Annotated in this window: 12 protein-coding genes and 1 tRNA gene; 6 read left to right on the top strand and 7 right to left on the bottom strand. The window is 53.8% G+C overall.

Going from position 1 to position 19,741, the window contains the following annotated elements:
• Nucleotides 1–11: 11 nt before the first annotated feature.
• Both ADH68_RS01510 and ADH68_RS01505 read right to left on the bottom strand, forming a co-directional pair.
• Nucleotides 12–926 (bottom strand): IS982 family transposase, encoded by a 915-nt coding sequence (locus ADH68_RS01510; RefSeq protein ID WP_084273912.1) that lies wholly within the window; start codon nucleotides 924–926, stop codon nucleotides 12–14.
• A 123-nt stretch (nucleotides 927–1,049) separates the two neighbouring features.
• Nucleotides 1,050–3,518, bottom strand: a complete 2,469-nt coding sequence (locus tag ADH68_RS01505; protein WP_068960089.1) for a hypothetical protein — start codon at nucleotides 3,516–3,518, stop codon at nucleotides 1,050–1,052.
• Nucleotides 3,519–3,783: 265 nt separating this feature from the next.
• On the opposite strand from ADH68_RS01505, the gene ADH68_RS01500 reads away from it, so the two are divergent.
• Nucleotides 3,784–3,856, top strand: a tRNA-Glu gene (locus tag ADH68_RS01500).
• A 429-nt stretch (nucleotides 3,857–4,285) separates the two neighbouring features.
• Here the strand turns inward: ADH68_RS01500 and ADH68_RS01495 are convergent.
• Entirely contained in the window at nucleotides 4,286–5,704 is a 1,419-nt protein-coding gene (locus ADH68_RS01495; RefSeq protein ID WP_068960090.1) for a DUF4270 family protein, read from the bottom strand.
• Nucleotides 5,705–5,731: 27 nt separating this feature from the next.
• Nucleotides 5,732–6,550: a glycogen/starch synthase gene (locus ADH68_RS01490; RefSeq protein ID WP_068960091.1), complete on the bottom strand. Its 819-nt coding sequence runs from the start codon at nucleotides 6,548–6,550 to the stop codon at nucleotides 5,732–5,734.
• A 286-nt stretch (nucleotides 6,551–6,836) separates the two neighbouring features.
• Here ADH68_RS01490 and ADH68_RS01485 point away from each other — a divergent pair, with 286 nt between their 5' ends.
• Nucleotides 6,837–8,654: an alpha-L-fucosidase gene (locus ADH68_RS01485; RefSeq protein ID WP_088294759.1), complete on the top strand. Its 1,818-nt coding sequence runs from the start codon at nucleotides 6,837–6,839 to the stop codon at nucleotides 8,652–8,654.
• An 82-nt stretch (nucleotides 8,655–8,736) separates the two neighbouring features.
• Here the strand turns inward: ADH68_RS01485 and ADH68_RS01480 are convergent, their stop codons facing one another.
• The gene (locus tag ADH68_RS01480) at nucleotides 8,737–9,873 is read right to left on the bottom strand and encodes an AI-2E family transporter (RefSeq protein ID WP_068960093.1); all 1,137 of its coding nucleotides are present in this window, start codon (nucleotides 9,871–9,873) and stop codon (nucleotides 8,737–8,739) included.
• Between the two features lie 40 nt (nucleotides 9,874–9,913).
• Nucleotides 9,914–10,948 carry a calcium/sodium antiporter gene (locus ADH68_RS01475; RefSeq protein WP_068960094.1) on the bottom strand — a complete coding sequence of 345 codons (1,035 nt, stop codon included), beginning with the start codon at nucleotides 10,946–10,948 and terminating at the stop codon, nucleotides 9,914–9,916.
• A gap of 139 nt (nucleotides 10,949–11,087) precedes the next feature.
• Here ADH68_RS01475 and ADH68_RS01470 point away from each other — a divergent pair, with 139 nt between their 5' ends.
• From ADH68_RS01470 to ADH68_RS01455, 4 genes are all read left to right on the top strand, one after another.
• The gene (locus ADH68_RS01470; protein ID WP_068960095.1) at nucleotides 11,088–13,190 is read left to right on the top strand and encodes an AAA family ATPase; all 2,103 of its coding nucleotides are present in this window, start codon (nucleotides 11,088–11,090) and stop codon (nucleotides 13,188–13,190) included.
• Between the two features lie 727 nt (nucleotides 13,191–13,917).
• A complete protein-coding gene (gene galK, locus ADH68_RS01465; protein ID WP_068961993.1) occupies nucleotides 13,918–15,051 on the top strand; it encodes a galactokinase in 1,134 nt (377 codons plus the stop codon).
• Nucleotides 15,052–15,147: 96 nt separating this feature from the next.
• A complete protein-coding gene (locus ADH68_RS01460) occupies nucleotides 15,148–16,191 on the top strand; it encodes an aldose epimerase family protein (RefSeq protein WP_068960096.1) in 1,044 nt (347 codons plus the stop codon).
• A gap of 88 nt (nucleotides 16,192–16,279) precedes the next feature.
• Nucleotides 16,280–17,182: a glycosyltransferase family protein gene (locus ADH68_RS01455; protein WP_068960097.1), complete on the top strand. Its 903-nt coding sequence runs from the start codon at nucleotides 16,280–16,282 to the stop codon at nucleotides 17,180–17,182.
• Between the two features lie 243 nt (nucleotides 17,183–17,425).
• On the opposite strand, the gene ADH68_RS01450 is transcribed toward ADH68_RS01455, so the two are convergent.
• Nucleotides 17,426–19,630, bottom strand: a complete 2,205-nt coding sequence (locus tag ADH68_RS01450; protein WP_084273938.1) for a T9SS-dependent choice-of-anchor J family protein — start codon at nucleotides 19,628–19,630, stop codon at nucleotides 17,426–17,428.
• Nucleotides 19,631–19,741: the final 111 nt, after the last annotated feature.

Raw genomic sequence — 19,741 nt, 5'->3', positions numbered from 1 at the left:
GATGAAAATAATCAAAAGAGAGTCATCTGATTATCATACACGCGTTCTAAGTTTATCCTCGGTTTCTTTGGAAACAGGCAATAAGCCGCTATCCCACCAATGAGATTAACGATGAAATTCGGAAATGAACGGTGTCGCGAGTGTTCTATCTGAGCGATGTTTTTGAGTTGGTCGTTTACAGTTTCGATAATAGCCCGTTTTCTCAGAAGTATTCTGTCATACATTGATCTCAGACCGCCTTTCATGTTGTTTTTCAGTTTTGTGATCAATTGGATTCCGTCAATGAACAGCTTGCAGAACAGGTCTTTGCCGATATAACCTTTGTCACCGACCATCTTGCCGTATATGAACTCGACAAACGACTTCACTTTCAGAGGTTCCCGGTCATCAACATCTCCCGGAGTGATCATGAAGTTGAGAATCTCGCCCTTGTCGTTGCATATCAGATGTAGCTTGAATCCGTAGAACCAACCTAACGAACACTTCCCACGTTGCGCTATTCCTTTGAACACCTTGTGCATGTGTATCCGTTGGTTGCGGCACACACGTAGCAGTGTGCTGTCGACAAAACTAATACCGGTACATTTTCCCAGCAGACATTTCTTTACGAATATCACGAACTGAACGACCACTGATTTCTCCAGCTCCGTGAATCTGTTGTATGAGACTGTTTCGGGGAACAGATGCCTGTATCGCTGACATATCTCGTTCAGATAAAAGTGTTTGAGACATTTATGGTTGGAACTGTGGAACATGATCATGATAACAATGACCTCCGCCTGCGACAGACGGCAATCTCGATGATATTCCCGCTTCCTGTCCGTACGAATCTTCGAAAGACCTCTGCGACGGAGCATCGCATTAAAAACTTTGCAGAATTCATCTGCAATCACGAATATTTCAGTAATTTTGTCTTCGGTGAGCATAGCGATAAGAGTATTTGTTTGAAATTGAGTCCTTTAAATTTAATACTTTTATCGCTAATCACCAATTTCTCATCTAATTAATTTTCGTCGAACTCACGTTAATATATATACAGTAGGGGATGATTAGAAAATGAGTCTCTGCCCGGTCTGGAGGAGAAATGATGTAATGCGCGTATCGGCCGAGACGTGTCCGTAGAGCGAAATGGTGACGTATCGGTGGGGATGGGCTATCACGGGCAGATAGAGCGGGGCTGATATGCCGCCGACTACCGCGAGTCCGGCAAAGCGGTGGGGCTTGTCGGTGCCATTGTCGCCGAGCAGGTCGATCGACAGGTCGGCGTCATTGGCACCGACCACGGCAGTGAGGGCGCGTATGCGCGGCACGGTGTCATCGGCTACGCATATGCGCATGCACCACGATACGGCAATCGGCTTGTCGGGGTCGGCATATTCGCGTGAGGCGTTGAAGAATCCCGACGAGGAGGCTATGAACAGAGTGTGTGGCGCCGCGCAGAATGCTTTCGGAGCTATGTCGGTGCGGGTGTAGGTGTGTCCGAATCGGTCGATTATCACCGGACGCGGCTTTGCGGCTCCGTCGGCGGGGAGGCACCACAGTTCGCGGAATGATGGCGACCATGCTATGGCCTTGAAGATGCCGGGGTGGACGGCGGTGGAGCGCGTGCCGTTGATGCATATCACACCCGATGGAGTGGCTGCGTATACACCCTCGGGCCCAACGGCTACCGCTTCGGAGGAGTCGACACCATCCGACGAGATAGCCGATACGGCCATCTGCATGGAGGAGCTGACGCTCACGGTGTGGATGCCGGCCATGGTGAACACATACAGATGGCGGCGTCCGAAGGCGATTCCGGAGGTTGAGCGCCGGGATTCGGTGATGGCTGTGACAGCCGAGTCAATGGCCGCGGTGCCGGCGGGGATGAGCGGTGAGGCTGTGGCGGCTACCACTACCGATGATTTGTGGCATACGGGTTTGCGCTCGGTGACAGCCCTCATGGGCGACACCGTGGACTCAAACGATGAAACGGGAATCGGGCGCAGGGAGGGCTCGACATAGTATGCCGCGGCTGAGGCGGGTGTCGGGGTGAGGGGGAATGAGCGGGAGAGCGTGCGTCCGTCGGTCGTAAGCTCGATGTCGATTCGGAATGCTCCGGGATGTGGGTAGGAGAGCATGGGGAGTAGCGCTTCGGGTATCGGGCCCTCGCCTGTCGACTCGGCGCACAGGCGTTCGGTTTGGCCCCGGGAGTTCAGAAGGGTTACACACACTTTGGCTTGCCACGGGCCATAGCTTTTCCCGGCAATCCATGCTGCGTTGATCGGCATGGGGAGGGTGTGTATGGGTGTGATGCCGCCATAAGCTGTGATATCTCCGGCCACTGTGGCCACGGAGGCGGTGAATGTATGGGGCATGGAGATTTCGCGCAGTATCGACGTCGTGGCGTCGGAGGCAGTGTGGCCCGACATGGCGTTGCGGAGGAATTTTGCGGTGTTTCCGGGATTGAATTCCGCAGGGATGTCGGCGATAATGCCTGAGGAGTACAGTTCTCCGGAGGGATTGAAAGGGTCGTGGATTACTGCGGCGACTTCCGACACTTCGTCCAGACGGTCGAGCATGGCGGGAACCAGTGCCTTCTGTCCGGCCAGTCGAGGTATGGCAATGCGCAGCTGTCCCTCGGTGGCAGTATGGCCGAGGCGTGTCACGTAAGGTGTCGCGGAGTAGTCGACGAGGTCGGCGGGCGGGGCTGTCATGAGTTCGAGCACGGCGGCACGGCGTGAGGCGTGGGATATGTCGGTGTCGCAGATGCGCAGACCGATTCTGAAGCCGGTGACGCTTATCGCGGTCGGCTGCACTTGGCGGTAGGAGCCAGACGACACGGCTACGCTGACATCGACATGCCCGGGACCTTGTATGCCGTCGGGAGTCACCATCACGGGTGTGGAGCGGAACAGTTCGCGTCCGGCGGCGTCGCGCAGTCGGTACCAGGCGAGTATCGGTGCGGCGGCACATCCGTCGGCCACTGCGGCGGCTGTGGCTTCGGAGAGAGCGGCCATAACGCTGTTGCCGAGCATGGCAATGTCGGTCTTGTCCATGGCTCCGCTCCATGAGGTATAGTCGCCCTTGAGGGTGAGGCGTGGGGTGGCGGCGGTGTGTATGCGTGGTTCGGTGGGGAATATGGCTACCGGGGGATATTGGCCATAGGCGGCTGTGAGGCTCCATCGGCCATCTGCATCGGGAGCGGCTGTGTATACTCCGTCGGGGGTGAAAATGTGTATCCCTTCGGTTGTGGAAACGGCGGCTGTGGCTTTTGCGGGGAGTGTGCCTACGCTTGCGGGGGCTTCGGAGGAGGCGGGGATGGCCCACAGGGCGAGAGAGTCAGACTGGAAGAGGCATGTTGCGGTGCCGTCGGGTGCTGTCCACGATGCTATCGGTGTGCCCGACTCGCGGCATATGCGTGTGGGAGGGGATACGGGACGCAGGGAGTTGCCCATAATCGGGCGTCGCAGGTTTTGTGCTGAGCACCGGTCGGTGTCGGGTGCGGGCAGTGTGGCCCGGATTGTGTGATTTTTCATAATTTGAAATGAGTTGATTAAGATTGTCGGTTGCGGTCATCGTGGGTGGGTTGGATGCCGCAGTGTTTTCGTGATGCAAATTTACTATAATTACAATGGTGTTTGCAAATATATTTGGAATTTTAACATGTATTAAATGCGCTTTTCTTTGAGCACAGAAAAAAATGCGATTTTTGTGATTTTTTTTTGCTGAAAAATTTGGAGAATGAGAAAAAGTGCGTACCTTTGCAGTGTTGAAAGCAACAAGCTAACAGCAAAACAAAATGGTGATTTAGTGTAGTGGCCTAGCACGCCACCCTCTCACGGTGGAGACCCGGGTTCGATTCCCGGATTCACTACTCACCCAAGCGGTTCACTCATTGAGTGAACCGCTTTTTTGTGTCCTGTCCCGAAATGGAGCGCGCCGGCATGTGGGGTCAGTAGCAGTGTGACGCAGTGGGTCGGGTTGTGTGTTTCCTTTGGGATTGGGTTAGTCGCCGGGCACGTGGTTGGTGGGGCGTTGACCTATGGCTGCAAACCGCTGACGCGGCTTTTGCCATAGGCTAACGTTGTAGACACCGCTAAAGCGGCTATGCGCTAACGCGTGGGGTTGCTGTTGTGGCCGCGGGGTTGTGGGGATTGGGTTGGCGTTGTTGCAGTCGTGAGGATGGGTGATAGATAAATTAATAGCCCGGCGTGAAGGCCGGGCTGTTAATTTATGGAAGGGGAAATGTTGTTGCGTAGGGTGCGGACTTCCGCCGTGGGGGCATGGATGCCGTGGGACGGGGTCAGTGCATTGTCTGCTTTGAGAATGTGAGGTAGAGATGGATGTTGGAGAGATCGAATTTTACCATCGCCGGGGTGTCGATATATGGTGTGATGGCGATTACAATCTCGGTTGTGGAGTAGTAGCCGTCGGAAACGGTCTCGGTGACGAGATTGATGGGGGTGAGCACATATTCTCCGTCGGCATCTGTGAGAGTGCCTTCGTCGTCCTTTTCTATGGCATCGATCACAAACTGACGCATGTTGGTGAAGCTGTACATCTTTGTGGTCGAATTGTATGTGGCATAGAACGAGGTGGCATTGTCGGTGAGCTTGTTTTCCTTGAAGAATTCCGTGCGTTTGTCTTTCTTAACGAGGAGTATGTTGGCCGGCGGGTCGATTTCGTAGTCGTTGGCTATGGCAGATGCGGGCACGTGGAACGTGAGGTTGTTGATTACGTTGTTGTTGCCGGCCTGTCGGCGATAGCTTTCTACGATTTTCTTTATGGGCAACTGTATTTCGGTGTCGTATCCGATGGGGCCTACGGCGATTGGTTCCTGTGAGGCCAGAGTCTTTATCTCCGGGCTGAGGGTCTGAGAGATATGGTTGTTGAGCACTACCTCGGGGGTGATTGCGAGGAATGAGTCGATAAACCGGTAGGTGGTGTCGTTGCCGGCGTCGGTTGTGCCTTTGTATGAGAGGTAGAGATATACGGCTGAGTTCTCAAAGCGCATTATGCGTCCAGAGCCGTAGGAGTTTTTGACATAGAGCCCGGGGAACCATTGCTGGAAAGCGTCGGGGTCGTTGAACAGCGCGGGGCCGTCGGTCGAAAGGTACTTGCGGTAGAACTCCTGTCCGAGCTGCTGTGGCAGTTTGACGTATACTACGCGTGCTTCGTCGGTGGTTGAGCTTGAGTAGGTATAGTCGGCCGCGATGCTGTCGGGGAGGCCTACAACGGTGGCGTTGTAGACGGTCGAGGCTATTGGCGCCGATGGGTCGTAATAAGTGTCGACCGATGAGCCAGAGGTGAGGCCGGATGAGGGGAGGGGTTTTGTTAGGCGGAATACCTCAAGGCCGAGGGGAATCACGGAGTCGCCCACCATGTCGCCTTTGCGCATCACCATGGCGAGTCGTATCGAGTCGACATTCTCGGGGCCCATGCCGTGGCCTGTAGTGAGCTTGTTTGAGGGCATGAATCCGCTGGCAAAGTCGGTGGCAAGATATCCGTAGCCTTTGGCATCGATGCTTCCGAGCAACTGATATTCAGAGCGTGACACGACACTTTCGATAGGCACGGAATGTCCGGTGACTGTGAATGCGGAGTCGATGACTATTTCCACTTGGTCGCTGACAATCGACGATCCGATGGAAGAACCTTCCTCGCATGCCAGGAAGGCGAGCGAGGATATGGCGGCAAGGGGTATGAGCCTTGAGTATTTCATATAAGGATTGGGGGGTAGGGTATGCTGCTACTGGAGAGATCTGTAGAATTCGGCGAAGCGGTTGGCGCGGTCGGCGGTATCTGTCTCCGAGAACGGGAGGAACGGCTTGCCTGACTTTTCGATGTAGTCGAGGAGCTCGGGGTCGATGTCGGGCGATGACTGGGCCACGGCGTCGGAATAGTCGATTGCGAGTTTGTTGAGGGCTATCCAGTCGACCGGCTTGTCGGCGATTGACGCGATGTCCTCTTGGGAGAATCCTTCGAGGAGCAGTTTTTCGGCAAAACGTGGGTCGAGAGTGCCTTCAAACTTGTCGCTGAAGAGAGAGTAAATGATTTTTGAGCCTGCGAATGTGGGGTCGTCGGCGAATATGCGTCGGAGATACATGGGCGAGAGAGAGGAAATCCATCCGATGCAGTGCACAAATCCGGGGTCCCAGCGCAGTTTCTTCACAGTCTCCACCACACCGCGTACGAAGAACATCGAGCGCTCGTCGTTGTCCTCGGGCGAGAGGCGTATTTCAAGGTCGGGGGCTGTCTGTGTGCGCAGGAAGTAGTCTTCGTTGTCGATGAAGTATACCTGCATACGTGTGGGCAGGAGTGTGGCAACCTTGATTATGAGTGGATGGTCGGAATTGTCAATCTCGATATTCAGGCCTGATAGGCGTATGACTTCGTGGAGCTGGTTGCGGCGCTCTTTTATCAGGCCGTACTTAGGCATGAATGTTCTCACCTCGAATCCTTTATCCTGTATGCCCTGAGCGAGGTCGCGGCTCTTGTCGGCTATGTCGGAGGCAGGGACGTAGGGTGAAATCTCCTGCGAGATGTATAATACCTTCTTTAAATCCATATCAGTGTGAAAAATTTGGATGCAAAGGTAGTGATTTTTTCTGAAACAATCACTAAGAGAAGTGTAAATAGACGTCAAATTACGACGAATGGCACGATTTCGAATTACAAATGTTAGAGCATGCAAAAAATAAAGCCGACATGATGTATAATACAAACGGTTGCATTTTATGTATAGCCGATTTGATAAATGGAGGTAAACATGCACATATTTGCTTATATTTATGTGTTAATGCAAAAAAAATGCTAACTTTGGGAGAAAATTAACAGTACCGACTTTAACAGACATGATTAGAAGGATTATGCCCGGACGAGCGGCGATGTTCGCAGCCGGCGCCATGCTGCTCTGCGGATGCGGGGCCATGCGTAATGACAGATACTATGAGAAGAGTGTAGAGATTCCCTCCGACGCCACGGCCGAAGAGCGGGTCGATATCGCATCAAGGGTTGTGCCTACTCCACAGCAGCTTGCATGGCAGGAGCTCGGGCTTACGGCCTTTCTGCATTTCGGAGTAAACACGTTTACCGACCGGGAATGGGGTGACGGTACTGAGAACCCGGATGTGTTTGCTCCTACGGCCCTCGACGCCGAGCAATGGGTGTCGACGCTTAAAAAGGCCGGCTTTAAACTGGTGATTCTTACCGCAAAACATCACGACGGTTTCTGTCTGTGGCCCACAGCCACTACCGGCCATTCGGTGGCTTCGTCGGGATGGCTCGACGGCAAGGGCGACGTGGTGGCTGCCCTGCGTGCAGCCTGCGACAAATATGACATGAAGCTCGGTCTGTATCTGTCGCCGTGGGACCGCAATGCTCCATGCTACGGCGATTCGGAGGCTTACAACGACATGTTTGTGGCACAGTTGCGCGAGCTTCTCGGCAAATATGGAAAAATCGACGAGGTATGGTTTGACGGAGCCTGCGGCGAGGGCCCCAACGGCAAGCGTCAGGAGTATGACTGGGAACGCTTCCGCAGGGTAATGGAGGAGCTGCAGCCTGAGGCCGTGCTCGCCATCACAGGCGACGATGTGCGCTGGGTAGGCAACGAGAGCGGGCTTGGCCGCACTACCGAGTGGAGCGTCACTCCGCTTGTGCCGTCGATATTCCCCGACAGCGAGGCGGCCAACGCCAGGCTTGGCATCAACGCCATGTCGGCCGATCTCGGGAGCCGCGAGCTGCTGGCAAAGGCCGAGAGTTTCCACTGGTGGCCGTCGGAAGTCGACGTGTCGATACGCCCGGGATGGTTCTACCACCCCGACGAGAAGCCAAAGAGTCTGCGCGAGCTTGCCGAGATATATCTTCAGTCGGTAGGGCGCAACTCCACCCTGCTGCTTAACATACCGCCCGACAGGCGCGGACTTATCGCCACGGCCGACTCGTTGCGCCTGATGGAGCTGGGCGAGTGGATCGACACCAATTTCTCAAATCCGGCCGGTAGGAGCGAGACCGGCACGATAATCGCCTTCCCCGAACCGACGGAAATCAACTGTGTAGTCGCAGGCGAGGATATATCGAAGGGGCAGCGTGTTGAAGACTTCATGATTGAGGTGCTCAACAGCGGCAAATGGCGCATGATAGCCGACGGCACCACGATAGGCCACAAGCGTATAGTGATGTTCAATCCCATAACTGTCGATGCCGTAAGGCTTACCGTTACATCAAGCCGCGGCGAGCCCAACATGAAGCCGCTGGAGGCCTATCTCGTGGAGATGCCGGCTGCCGAGCAGGCCGACAGCACCAATGTGCCCGCCGGATACCGTGCGGTCGACGGGGCTACCGCATCTCTGCATGGCGATGCCATCCAGATATCTCTCCCCGAGGTGACAAAGGTGAGCGGATTCATATATACCCCTCATGCCGATGCCCGTCCGGGCACTCTCTACCGCTACAAATGCGAGACAAGTGCCGACTGGGGCACTTGGACAGTGCCTTCAGGCATAACAGGCGAGTTCGGCAATATCATGCACAATCCCACTCCGCGCACTGTCATATTCTCCACTCCGGTCGATGCCCGTGTGATGAAACTGTATCTTAAGGAGGATACCCGTGGAGCCTCCGGTGTATCGCCCTCGTGGGCCGACATTACTGTCCTCACACAGGAATAACCTGAACAGGCCATATTTGCGGCCTGCATGTATATCAAGGCGTTGCCTCTCTGAGAGGCAACGCCTTTGCTGTGTAGGTATGTCAGGATTTGCCCTCGGGCTGTCGCGATACGCCGTCGGGATTGTGTGGAGGCTGCTGTTGACCGGCGGAAGCGGTACGGACACCGATGACGTATTCCTTATAGTATGCGAGCAGCAAAGTGGTCATCGGCAGGGCTATAATCATGCCGATAAGCCCCAGCAGCGACCCCCATACCGACAGGGCGAGCAGTATGATGGCCGGATTGAGTCCCATGGTCTTGCCCATTATTTTCGGGGTGAGTATATAGTCGCAGATACATTGGCTTACAGCATATACAATCAGACACTGGCCAAGCTCGGGCCAGAAACGCACGTTGCCGCTCATGGAGTCGATGAGGCATACAAGAGTCACCGGGATGAGGGTGACATACTGGAAATATGGTATTATGTATAGTATGCCCACGGTGATTCCGAGCACAATGGCGAGCGGTATGCCTACGATTGAAAATCCTATGCAGTAGAACACGGCGGCACAGCCGGCAATCAGTATCTGTCCACGGAAATAGCGGTTCATATTGTCCTTCAGGTCATCCTCTATGCGGTAGACTGTCGGGCGATACTTCATCGGTACCATACGTCGGAATCCTGCCATGAGTGAAGGGTAGTCAATCAGAATGAATATCACATAGACAAATGTCAGCAGCCATTCGAGCGTGTGGAGCAGAAACTCAACAGTGGCGGCCACAAAGCTGGTGCCCTTGTTGAGGAGTGACTGTATGCGGGCGTTTCCCAACAGGTCGCTCAGATCGAGCGATGCGGCCCATCTCCTTATCGGCTCGATTATATTGTCGGGCACAAACGGCACGGGCACGTCGCTCCCCGAGGATGCGCGCAGGATATGCTCCAGCTGGTGCATCTCTTTTATTATCGAGGGCACGAATATGTGTCCGGCCAGAATTATCAGCGCGCTCACTCCCGCGAGTGTGAGCAGTGTAGGTATGACTCGTCCCTTCAGATGCAGTATGCGTTGCAGAAACTCAACCGCAGGCTCAAGCAGGTAGGCGATGAGGCACGCCACACAGAAGGGGAGCAATACGTTGCGCAGAGAGTTGACAAACCATATGCCGCCGGCAAGCAGCAGGACTGACGCAAGGATGCGCACTACACGGTCGAAGGTATATGGACGGGACGATGACATGGCACTACAGTATGATGACAGCGGGTTATGGCGTGGGGCGTCAGCTTGCGGCGTTGACTACAAGGTAGACCATATAGGCGACATACACACCCGCGAGTATGGCTCCCTGCAGACGGGTGATGGTGCGCTTTACTATCACGTCGCCGAACAGCAGCACCAGCAGCGACCCGAGCACCAATGTGCCGAAATCGACAAATGTGAGGCTGCCGGCGTTGAGCGGTTTTACCGTGGAGCACAGCCCGATTATGAAGAACACGTTGAATATGCATGCACCCACTACGTTGCCGATTGCGATTTGGGGCTGTTTCTTTATGGCGGCGATTACCGAAGTCGAGAGGTCGGGAATCGAACTGCCGATGCCTACGATTGTCAGGCCTATCAGCGCTTCCGACATGCCGAGTCGGCAGGCAAGTCCGGATGCTCCGTCGACGAGCCATTGTCCGCCGAATACGAGTGCCGCCAGGCCACCCACGATACACACGGCAGCTACCCAGGGTTTCATCCGGCGGGTGTTGTCGGCCTCGGTGGCCTCGGCTTTCTCCACGCTGTGGTGGGGTATGGCGGCGGCCGTTTTCGGGCGTGTGGATATCGGCTTTGTGGAGTGCGACCTGGCCATCTCCATGGTGTAGCACATGAATATCACGAATAGCGACAGCAGCATCAGGCCGTCGGTGCGGTTGACAATGTTGACATTCGTGCCGTCAACTATACGGTCATCGCCGCATATAAACAGTGCGATTGACGACAATGCAAGCATCGGCAGGTCCTTGAAAGCCATCTCCGAGCTGATTCTCACCGGCGCAATCATGGCTATTATGCCGATTATGAGGGTTATGTCGAAGATGTTGGCGCCGAGAACGTCGCCGAGCGCCAATTCGGATTTCCCGGAAAGCGTAGATATGAAGCATACTACAAAATCCGGCGTCGAAGAGCCGAAGGCCACGATGGTCAGACCGATTACAAGGCTCGATATGCCGAACCGCTTGGCCACCGACACGGCTCCGTCGGTAAGATAATTTCCTCCGGCTATTATGAGCACGAGGCCGAGAATCAGAAACAGAATGTCGTGAAACATAGTGCGTGAGTAGTTTATGTTGGTGCATGTTTAAAAGAAAGATTTTTAACATGCTCTGATATTTTAATAACAATAGATGCGGCATAAAAGATTTTTCAAGTATTTTGGTCAGGCACGAAATGATTGCTAACTTTGGGGTATGGAGCAGAAGATTGATCTGGACAACCCCGAGTTTCAGAATGTATGGAAACTCGTCAGCTATACGCGCCAGTCGGTATTCATGACCGGAAAGGCCGGTACCGGCAAATCGACATTTCTCAAATACGTGTGTGCCCACACGCGTAAGAAGTTTGTCGTGCTTGCTCCTACGGGTATTGCGGCCGTAAATGTCGGCGGACAGACTCTTCATTCATTTTTCAATCTGCCGTTCAAGCCGGTAGTACCCGATGACCCCGAGTTCATGCCGCGCAATCTTAAGAGCCGCATGAAGTATAATGGCGACAAGGTGAAGTTGCTGCGGGAGCTCGAGCTTATAATCATCGACGAGATATCGATGGTGAGAGCCGACATCATCGACTTTGTCGACCGTATCCTAAGGGTGTATACCGGAAACACCCGCGAGCCGTTTGGCGGCAAGCAACTGTTGCTTGTGGGCGACATCTTTCAGCTCGAACCGGTAGTGACGGCCGACATGCGCGATATCCTCGGCCGATTCTACAGTCAGAATTATTTTTTCAACGCCCGTGCATTCTCCGAGCTCAGGATTGTGCCTGTAGAGCTGCGCAAGGTATACAGGCAGAACGACGAAGGGTTTATATCCATGCTCGACAGGGTGAGGGTGGGGCGTCCGGCGCGTGAAGACATCATATGTCTCAACAGCCGGCTCTCTCCGGCGGAGATACCGGGAGGTGGAGCCACTGACGGAAAGATGCTGATGACTCTTGCCACACGCCGCGACATGGTCGACTCAATCAACAGCCGCCATCTTGCGGCCCTTGATGTGCCCGAGGTGACATATACCGGCATCGTCTCCGGTGAGTTTCCTGAGAGTTCGCTCCCCAATCCGCGAGAGCTGACACTGAAGGTTGGCGCGCAGGTGGTGTTTGTGAAGAACGACGCCGAGCGGCGTTGGGTCAACGGCACAATCGGCCGTGTCTACATGGCCTCCGACGACACCCTTATCGTAGAGACCGAGGATGGCGAGAAGCATCATGTGGAGCCTGCGGTGTGGGAGAATGTGCGCTATTATTACGACGAGAAAGAGAAGAAAGTAAAGGAGGATGTGCGCGGCACCTTCACGCAGTATCCCGTGCAGCTGGCATGGGCCCTAACCATCCACAAGAGCCAGGGCCTGACCTTCAGCAATGTGCGCATCGACCTTGGCGAGGGCGCGTTCAGCAGCGGACAGGCTTATGTGGCGCTCAGCCGATGCCGTTCGCTGGAGGGAATGAGTCTTGTCAGCACTATCAACGAGAGGGATATATTTGTAAATCCGGCCATTGTGCGGTTCAGCCATACGTTCAACGATTCGGCGCTTATAGCCTCGGCCCTTGAGCGAGCCCGGGCCGACGACGAGTATGCACGCGCGCTGGAGGCGGTGCGGGGAGGCGACCTCGCGGGAGCTTTCGACCATTTTACCGAGGCGTTGCGTTGCCGCAACGAGCTTGGCAACGCGCTTATGATGAGGTTTGCCCGCATGCAGTTGCGGCGCGTGGAGAGGATGGGCAACGAAATTGACACTCTGCGTCGGCGTGTGGCCGACGATGAGCGTCGCTTCTCTGAGCTTGCCGGCGAGTATGTGGCCATGGCCGACGAGTGTCATCTCGAAGGGATGGATCCCACGCCCGTCATCGCCAACTACGACAAGGCGCTCAGTCTCGCCCCCGACCATGTCGGCGCGCTGATGGGGAAAGGACGCACATATTTCGACGCCGGAGCCTATGAGGATGCTCTCGTATGCTTTGACCGAGCGGTCGAAGTGGCCTCGGCTCATGTGGCCGTTTCAGCAGATTCCGATAACGGCGAATCAGATGAAAAGGCATCGCGTGGAGGAGTGACGGATTATTCGCAGGTATTGTCGGACGCCCTGTTCATTGGCGGTCAGGCATGCCATCGCGTCAATGATCCGGCCGGAGCGCTCGACCGTTATCTCATGGCCGAGGCAGGTAATAACGGCAAGAATCCCGAACTCCACGACCGCATGGCCGACCTCTACGAGTCGGTAGGCGACGACACCTCAGCCTCGACTCACCGCGCCATCGCCCGCAAGCTCCGCACAGCCTCCCGCCGCCGCAAGAAGTAGTTGAGATTAATATCCCATAATTTAAGTGTTTTTAGATAACTTCGTGCTATTATTTTGAAATCAAATTCTGATATTTTTGGCTGAATTGCATAAATAATGGTATAAATTGCTGTTGTCTAAAAAAAGTTTTTAATTTTGCGATATAATGGCATTGAGGGTTCAGTGCCGGATTGTGGTTCCGGAAGATTTCCCTTGGTGCTATTTCTTTTTTAGAGCCTGTTTAATAATAAATGTTGCCGACAGGGTCGTATAGCTTGAGGCGATTTTCGACATGTGACGAAGGAGTGTACTTTATGTACATGACTGAGGAATAGGGCGAAAAGCGGCCAAGATATACGAGACAAAAGGTAACTTTATAACCTATACAATCTCTTGGCTGCTTGTAAGGTAAATGCAAAAATATATCAACTATATGAAACAAATTACCTCTCGTCGGCCATTCGCCGGCATATTTCCGCCCGTTCTTCGGTCGTTATGGAGCCCCATATCTCCCTCATCGCGAGCGAAAATCTGCTCGCCGACTGACCGCCCTGACGGTAACATTTATTATTAAACAAGCTCTTAAATGAAAGAGCCGTGATTGTTGCGTAAATTAAGGCTGATTAGTGGGAGATTTACGAAAGAAATGATTAAATTTGCAAAGAGAGATTGTAAATAATTATCTCGCTTTGCTCAACCCTATGGAATTTATTCTTAACCCAATAAAACAGCTTCTAACATCATGGACATGAAAGAGAACATCCGCAAAGTGTTTGCGGATCGCTTCGGCACTGCCGGCACACTTTACGCATCGGCCGGACGTATCAACCTTATCGGCGAACATACCGACTACAACGGCGGCTTCGTATTCCCCGGCGCGATAGATAAAGTAATTATGGCCGAGATGAAGGCCAACGGTACCGACAAGGTACGTGTATTCTCCATCGACATCAACGAGTATGCCGAGTTTGGCCTCAACGAGGAGGACGCACCCAAGCAGCAGTGGGCCCGCTATATATTCGGTGTATGCCGCGAGATAATCAAGCGTGGCGGTGTTGTCAACGGTTTTGATGCCGTTTTCGCCGGAAATGTACCCCTGGGTGCCGGACTTTCGTCGTCGGCAGCTCTCGAAAGCTGTTTTGCATTCGCTCTCAACGATATGTTCAACGACAATAAGATTGACAAGTTTGAGCTTGCCAAAATCGGCCAGTCGACCGAACATAACTATTGCGGCGTGAACTGCGGCATAATGGACCAGTTTGCTTCAGTGTTCGGCAAGAAGGACCATCTCATGCGTCTCGACTGCCGCTCGCTCGAGTATGAGTATTTTCCCTTCAAACTCGACGGCTACAAGCTCGTGCTTGTCGACTCGAAGGTGAAGCATGAACTCGTCGACTCTCCCTACAACAAACGTCGCGCCTCATGCGAGAACGTGGCCCGTACACTCGGCGTAGAGACACTGCGCGACGCAGAGATGGCCGACCTTGAGAAAATCAAGGACCGGATAAGCGAGGAGGACTACAACCGTGCGGTATACGTTATCGGTGAGAAGCAGCGTGTGCTCGATGTGTGCGATGCTCTCCAGAAGGGTGACTATGACACTGTAGGCGACCGCATGTACAAGACCCACGAAGGCATGTCGAAACTTTACGAGGTGAGCTGCGAGGAGCTTGACTACCTCAATGACATAGCCAAGGAGTGTGGCGTCACCGGCTCGCGCATCATGGGTGGCGGCTTCGGCGGCTGCACCATCAACCTGGTGAAGGACGACCTCTACGACTCGTTTATCGCCACTGCCAAAGAGAAATTCAATGCCAGGTACGGTCACGAGCCCGTGGTGTACGATGTAATCGTAAGCGACGGCGCCCGTAGAGTCGAATAACATAGGCATGACTATATAAGGTGTATCATGATTCATCCCTGGCGGGATATGTATTATGATACACCTTCATGATTACTCCACGGAAATATTACAGAAATGAAAATTGAAAAAAAATTTGAGCAGACTCCCCGCGGAGAGGTGACGCTCATCACCATAACCAACGACAACGGAGCTTCGGTGACTCTATCGACACTTGGCGCCGGTATCGTAAGCGTTGTTGTTCCCGACCGCGACGGCAATATGGCCGACGTGGCTCTCGGCTATGGCTGTGCTGCCGACTATATCGCCGACGGCCCATGCATGGGAAAGACACCAGGCCGCTACGCCAACCGCATAGCCAAAGGGCGATTTACCCTCGTCGGCAAGGAGTATGAGCTGGCCGTCAACAATGGCCCCAACGCCCTCCACGGAGGTCCCGAAGGGTTTATGAACAAAATCTGGAAAGAGGAGTCGCGCGGCTCGCAGGTAAAGATGGAGTATACATCGGTCGACGGCGAGGAGGGATATCCCGGCACACTTACCGCCACTGTGCTCTATACATGGACCAACGACAACGAGCTTGTCATCGACTATCTCGCCGTGTGCGACAAGAAGACGGTGGTCAATCTCACCAACCATGCCTACTTCAACCTCGACGGCGAGGGTGCCGGCTCGGTGCTCGGCCATAAACTTACTCTGGCCGCATCGCGCTATCTGCCTACCGACGACACTCTGATACCCACCGGCGAGATGGCTCCGGTAGAGGGCACTCCGATGGACTTCACCAAGGGTCGTGTGCTCGGCGATGACATTAAGGCCGACTTCCCCGCGCTCAACTACGGAAAGGGGTACGACAACTGCTGGGTGGTCGACAACTGGCACAAGCACACGGTAGCTCCTGTGGCTCGCCTGGAAGCTGAGCATAGCGGACGTGTGCTCGAAGTGTCGACATCACAGCCGGCCGCACAGGTATATACCGGCAACTGGCTCTCGGGCTGTCCCAAGAGCAAGAGCGGCAAGGAGTATGCCGACTACGACGGTGTGGCCATCGAGTGTCAGGGTATGCCCGATGCCCCCAACCACCGCAATTTCCCCTCCCAGATACTCGGTCCCGGCGAGGTATACGAGCAGCGCATCATCTATAAGTTTGCAACAGTTTAACCAAACATATATCATTTCTCCCGTTCAAAACAGCCGCCGGCTGTCTGTGACAATCTCGCGGATGCTTTGAACGCACTTTTTTAATCTTATGAAACCGACATTATTCGTACTGGCCGCAGGCATGGGCTCGCGCTATGGCGGCCTCAAGCAGCTCGACAGTCTCGGTCCCAACGGCGAGACAATCATGGACTACTCGATTTACGACGCTATCCACTCCGGATTCGGCAAGGTGGTATTCGTAATCCGCAAGGACTTCGAGCAGGATTTCCGCGACAAGATTCTTTCCAAATATGAGGGCCACATCCCCGTTGAGGTTGTGTTCCAGTCGACCGACGCTCTTCCCGAAGGCTTCACATGCCCTGCCGACCGCAGCAAGCCCTGGGGTACCAACCACGCCGTGCTCATGGGCAAGGATGTAATAAAGGAACCGTTTGCAGTAATCAATGCCGACGACTTCTATGGCCGCGACGCATTCCGCGTAATCGCCGAGGAGCTCCAGCGTCCCCGCGACAAGAAGGGCGACTACTGTATGGTAGGTTTCCGCGTAGGCAACACAATGACCGAAAACGGCTCGGTGGCCCGCGGTGTATGCGAGACAAAGGATGGTCTGCTCACCTCTGTAGTGGAGCGTACCGCCATCTCCTACGACAAGGACCACAATATCGTATTTACCGACGAGAACGGTGTGGAGCAGACACTCCAGCCCAACACCCCTGTGTCGATGAACCTCTGGGGCTTTACTCCCGACTACTTCGACTACAGCGAGCGTGAATTCAAGAAATTCCTTGAGAAGGATATCAACACTCCCAAGGCCGAATTCTTCATCCCCCTCTGCATCGACACACTCATCAACTCGGGCGAGGCTACCGTAAAGGTGCTCGACACAGAGTCAAAGTGGTTTGGTGTGACATATGCCGCCGACCGCCCCGGAGTTGTAGCCAAGTTTGCCGAACTCCACCGCGACGGCACATATCCCGAAAAACTTTTCTGAAAAACTGTGTGATGCGAGGAATATCGCATCGTGCCGTATAAGTTAAGGGCTTGAATTCGGATTAATCCCCGAATTTAGGCCCTTTTTAATTGGTATGTCAGGGAGGTATATTGTCTGGAGTTCCGCAGTATGAACGGCCTGATGAATCTCAAAAGCATCACATTCACCAAGTCATAAAATATACGACACCGTGCTCAGCCATCAGGGCGGCACGGTGTCGTGTTTTATGGTAATTGTTTCAGTTTAGAACTTAGCTTTGAAGCGGGCGGTCTGTCCGTCGGAGGTGGTGGCTGTTATGACGTAGACTCCGCCGGCAAGGCCTGATGTGTTTATTTCAACCGAGTTGTCGGCGCTGCTGAAGGCTCTTATCGTCTGTCCCTGGAGGTTTACGATGATTATCGAGGTGATGGCTGAGGATGCGCTGACTGTTACCGTGCCCGGGGTGATGACGAGCGCTACAGGCTCTCCTTCATTTATGGTGTCGATACCGGAGGTTGCAGCTTTCTTAATCGAAAGATTGTCGATACGCAGGTTGGCGTATGTGCATGTATTGACGTTGTGGATGCCGAGATGGTAGGTGCCCGCTTTGGCAACATTGAACTTTACTTCTACGTGGGCCCAGCCTTTTGTCTCTGTGCCGGCGAGGTTGGCTCCGTCAGGGTCGTATACTTTGGCGTCGGTCACTGAGTAGATCGATGTGGTAAAGCTGTCGGGCGACCGGCCGTCGGTGCCGAGACATATTTCATATGAGTGGGTGTCGTATGATGCTCCGTTGGCATAGTAATCGAGGATGTGGTCGCCTGCCTCAAACTCTATCGCGGGCGATATGAGCCAGTCGTCGGCCGGCTTGCCGTTGGTGCTTCCGATTGCGGTCTTTTTGCCGTCGTAGATGTAGTTTTTTTTGCCGATTGACCATCCCGCGCTTGCCGGATTGTTGATTATGGTCCATTGTGAGCCGTCGCCGTCATCCTCGAATCCGGTGAAGTAGGGTATTGTGGCGGTAGATGTAAGCACGAATGTCTCTGACTTTGCGCTCACTCCGGTGATGCCGCCGCACAGAGGTTCGATTACGTAGAAGAATCCGCCATTGTCGGTGATTGTCTCGGAGAATTCTGTTGACGATATGCCGGTGGCTACCGGAGTCACTGTCTCGCCAAGGCCGCGGTATACGTTGTAGGTGATGGCGTTGTAGTCGGCATATCCGCCGTTGACAGTTGAGGTCGGGGCTTTCCATGTCAGGGTGGCGGTACGGTCATCCACGCTGACTGCTATGTCGGTCACTGCGTTGAGACGGTCGTAACCGGCAAAGAGGGTTATGAACGCCGGGAATCCGTCGCCGGCTTCGTTGCAGGGTATTACCTCGTAGGTCACTTTACCGTCGCCGGTCGCATTGTCGGTGTATGTTGTGGCGTCGGCGCCGAGAGTGGCAATCGGTCCGGATGTGCCGAGGCGGTATATCTTGATGCCTGTAGGAGCTGCATTTTCTCCGGCATAGTTTTCTGTGGGAAGAGCCCATGACAGCTGTACGGCGTTGATGTCGGTCTTGTCGATTTCAGCCTTGAGGGCATCGACCGCTTTGAGCGACTGCTTGCGTATAGTTTTGTCCTTGAAGAATATGGCAGTCACCTGGGCGTCGTCGCCAAGTTTGTTGAGCTTGTCGTAGTCGGTGCGGAAGTCTACGAATCCGCCGGGGATTGCCGTTGTAAGGTCGATTTCGCAGAAGTGAGCATAGTCGGGATGCTGCTGGCCCCACCACAGTCGGCCTTCGGCGTCGAATGTCATAGACTGAAACTGTGAGGCTGTGCCGAGATTATGTCGTTCGCCCACCTGTGTCAGCTTTGCCGTATGTTTGTCGATTTTATAGAAATAGCGGTAATGGGACATGGCGTAGAGCTGGCCGTCGGCGTCGCATGCGAGAGTAATCAGAGCGTCAATGTCCTCGCGTCCGTATCCGTCGATGGCTTTCAGCTCTCCCGGCGAGCCTATTATGGTGTATTCTCCGGTACTCATGTCGATGGCACACAGACTTGTGGCGTCTACCACCCCTGTTGTGTACTTGTCCTCTATCAGTCCGTACAGAGTGTTGGTGGTATAGTCGAATGTCATGTCGACCATGCGGTTCATCGCATACATGTTTTTCTGTTCAATCCGCTTGAATGTTTCCCCGTCGTACACGGCCCAGCTGTCGGAGCTGATGCCGGAAATTTCGCCGAGTTCTACCTGATATGTGTATATCCTGCCGTCGACATATTCGCCTGCCGAAGGGTGTATATAACTGTATACACGGTTTTTGACGGTCAGTTTCTGTGGATTGTCGATATCAAACGATACAAAGCCGTTTTCTCCGGTTTTTGAGCCGAAGAGGTAGCCGTAGGCTGTTTCTCCGGCTATTGCCGGGGCATTCGCCATAATCATGCATGATAGTGCGAGTGGTAAAAGTTTTTTCATACGCAGTGTTATTTTTGTTGGAATGAGTTATATGATTGTTAATTATTGTGTGAATGTTTGGTGAAATCTGTTGATTTTGCAAATATATGTTTTTGTTAGTAAATTTCATAA

Source organism: Muribaculum intestinale, from assembly GCF_002201515.1.
Classification (GTDB): domain Bacteria; phylum Bacteroidota; class Bacteroidia; order Bacteroidales; family Muribaculaceae; genus Muribaculum; species Muribaculum intestinale.
This window is presented reverse-complemented; position numbering and strand designations above follow the sequence as displayed.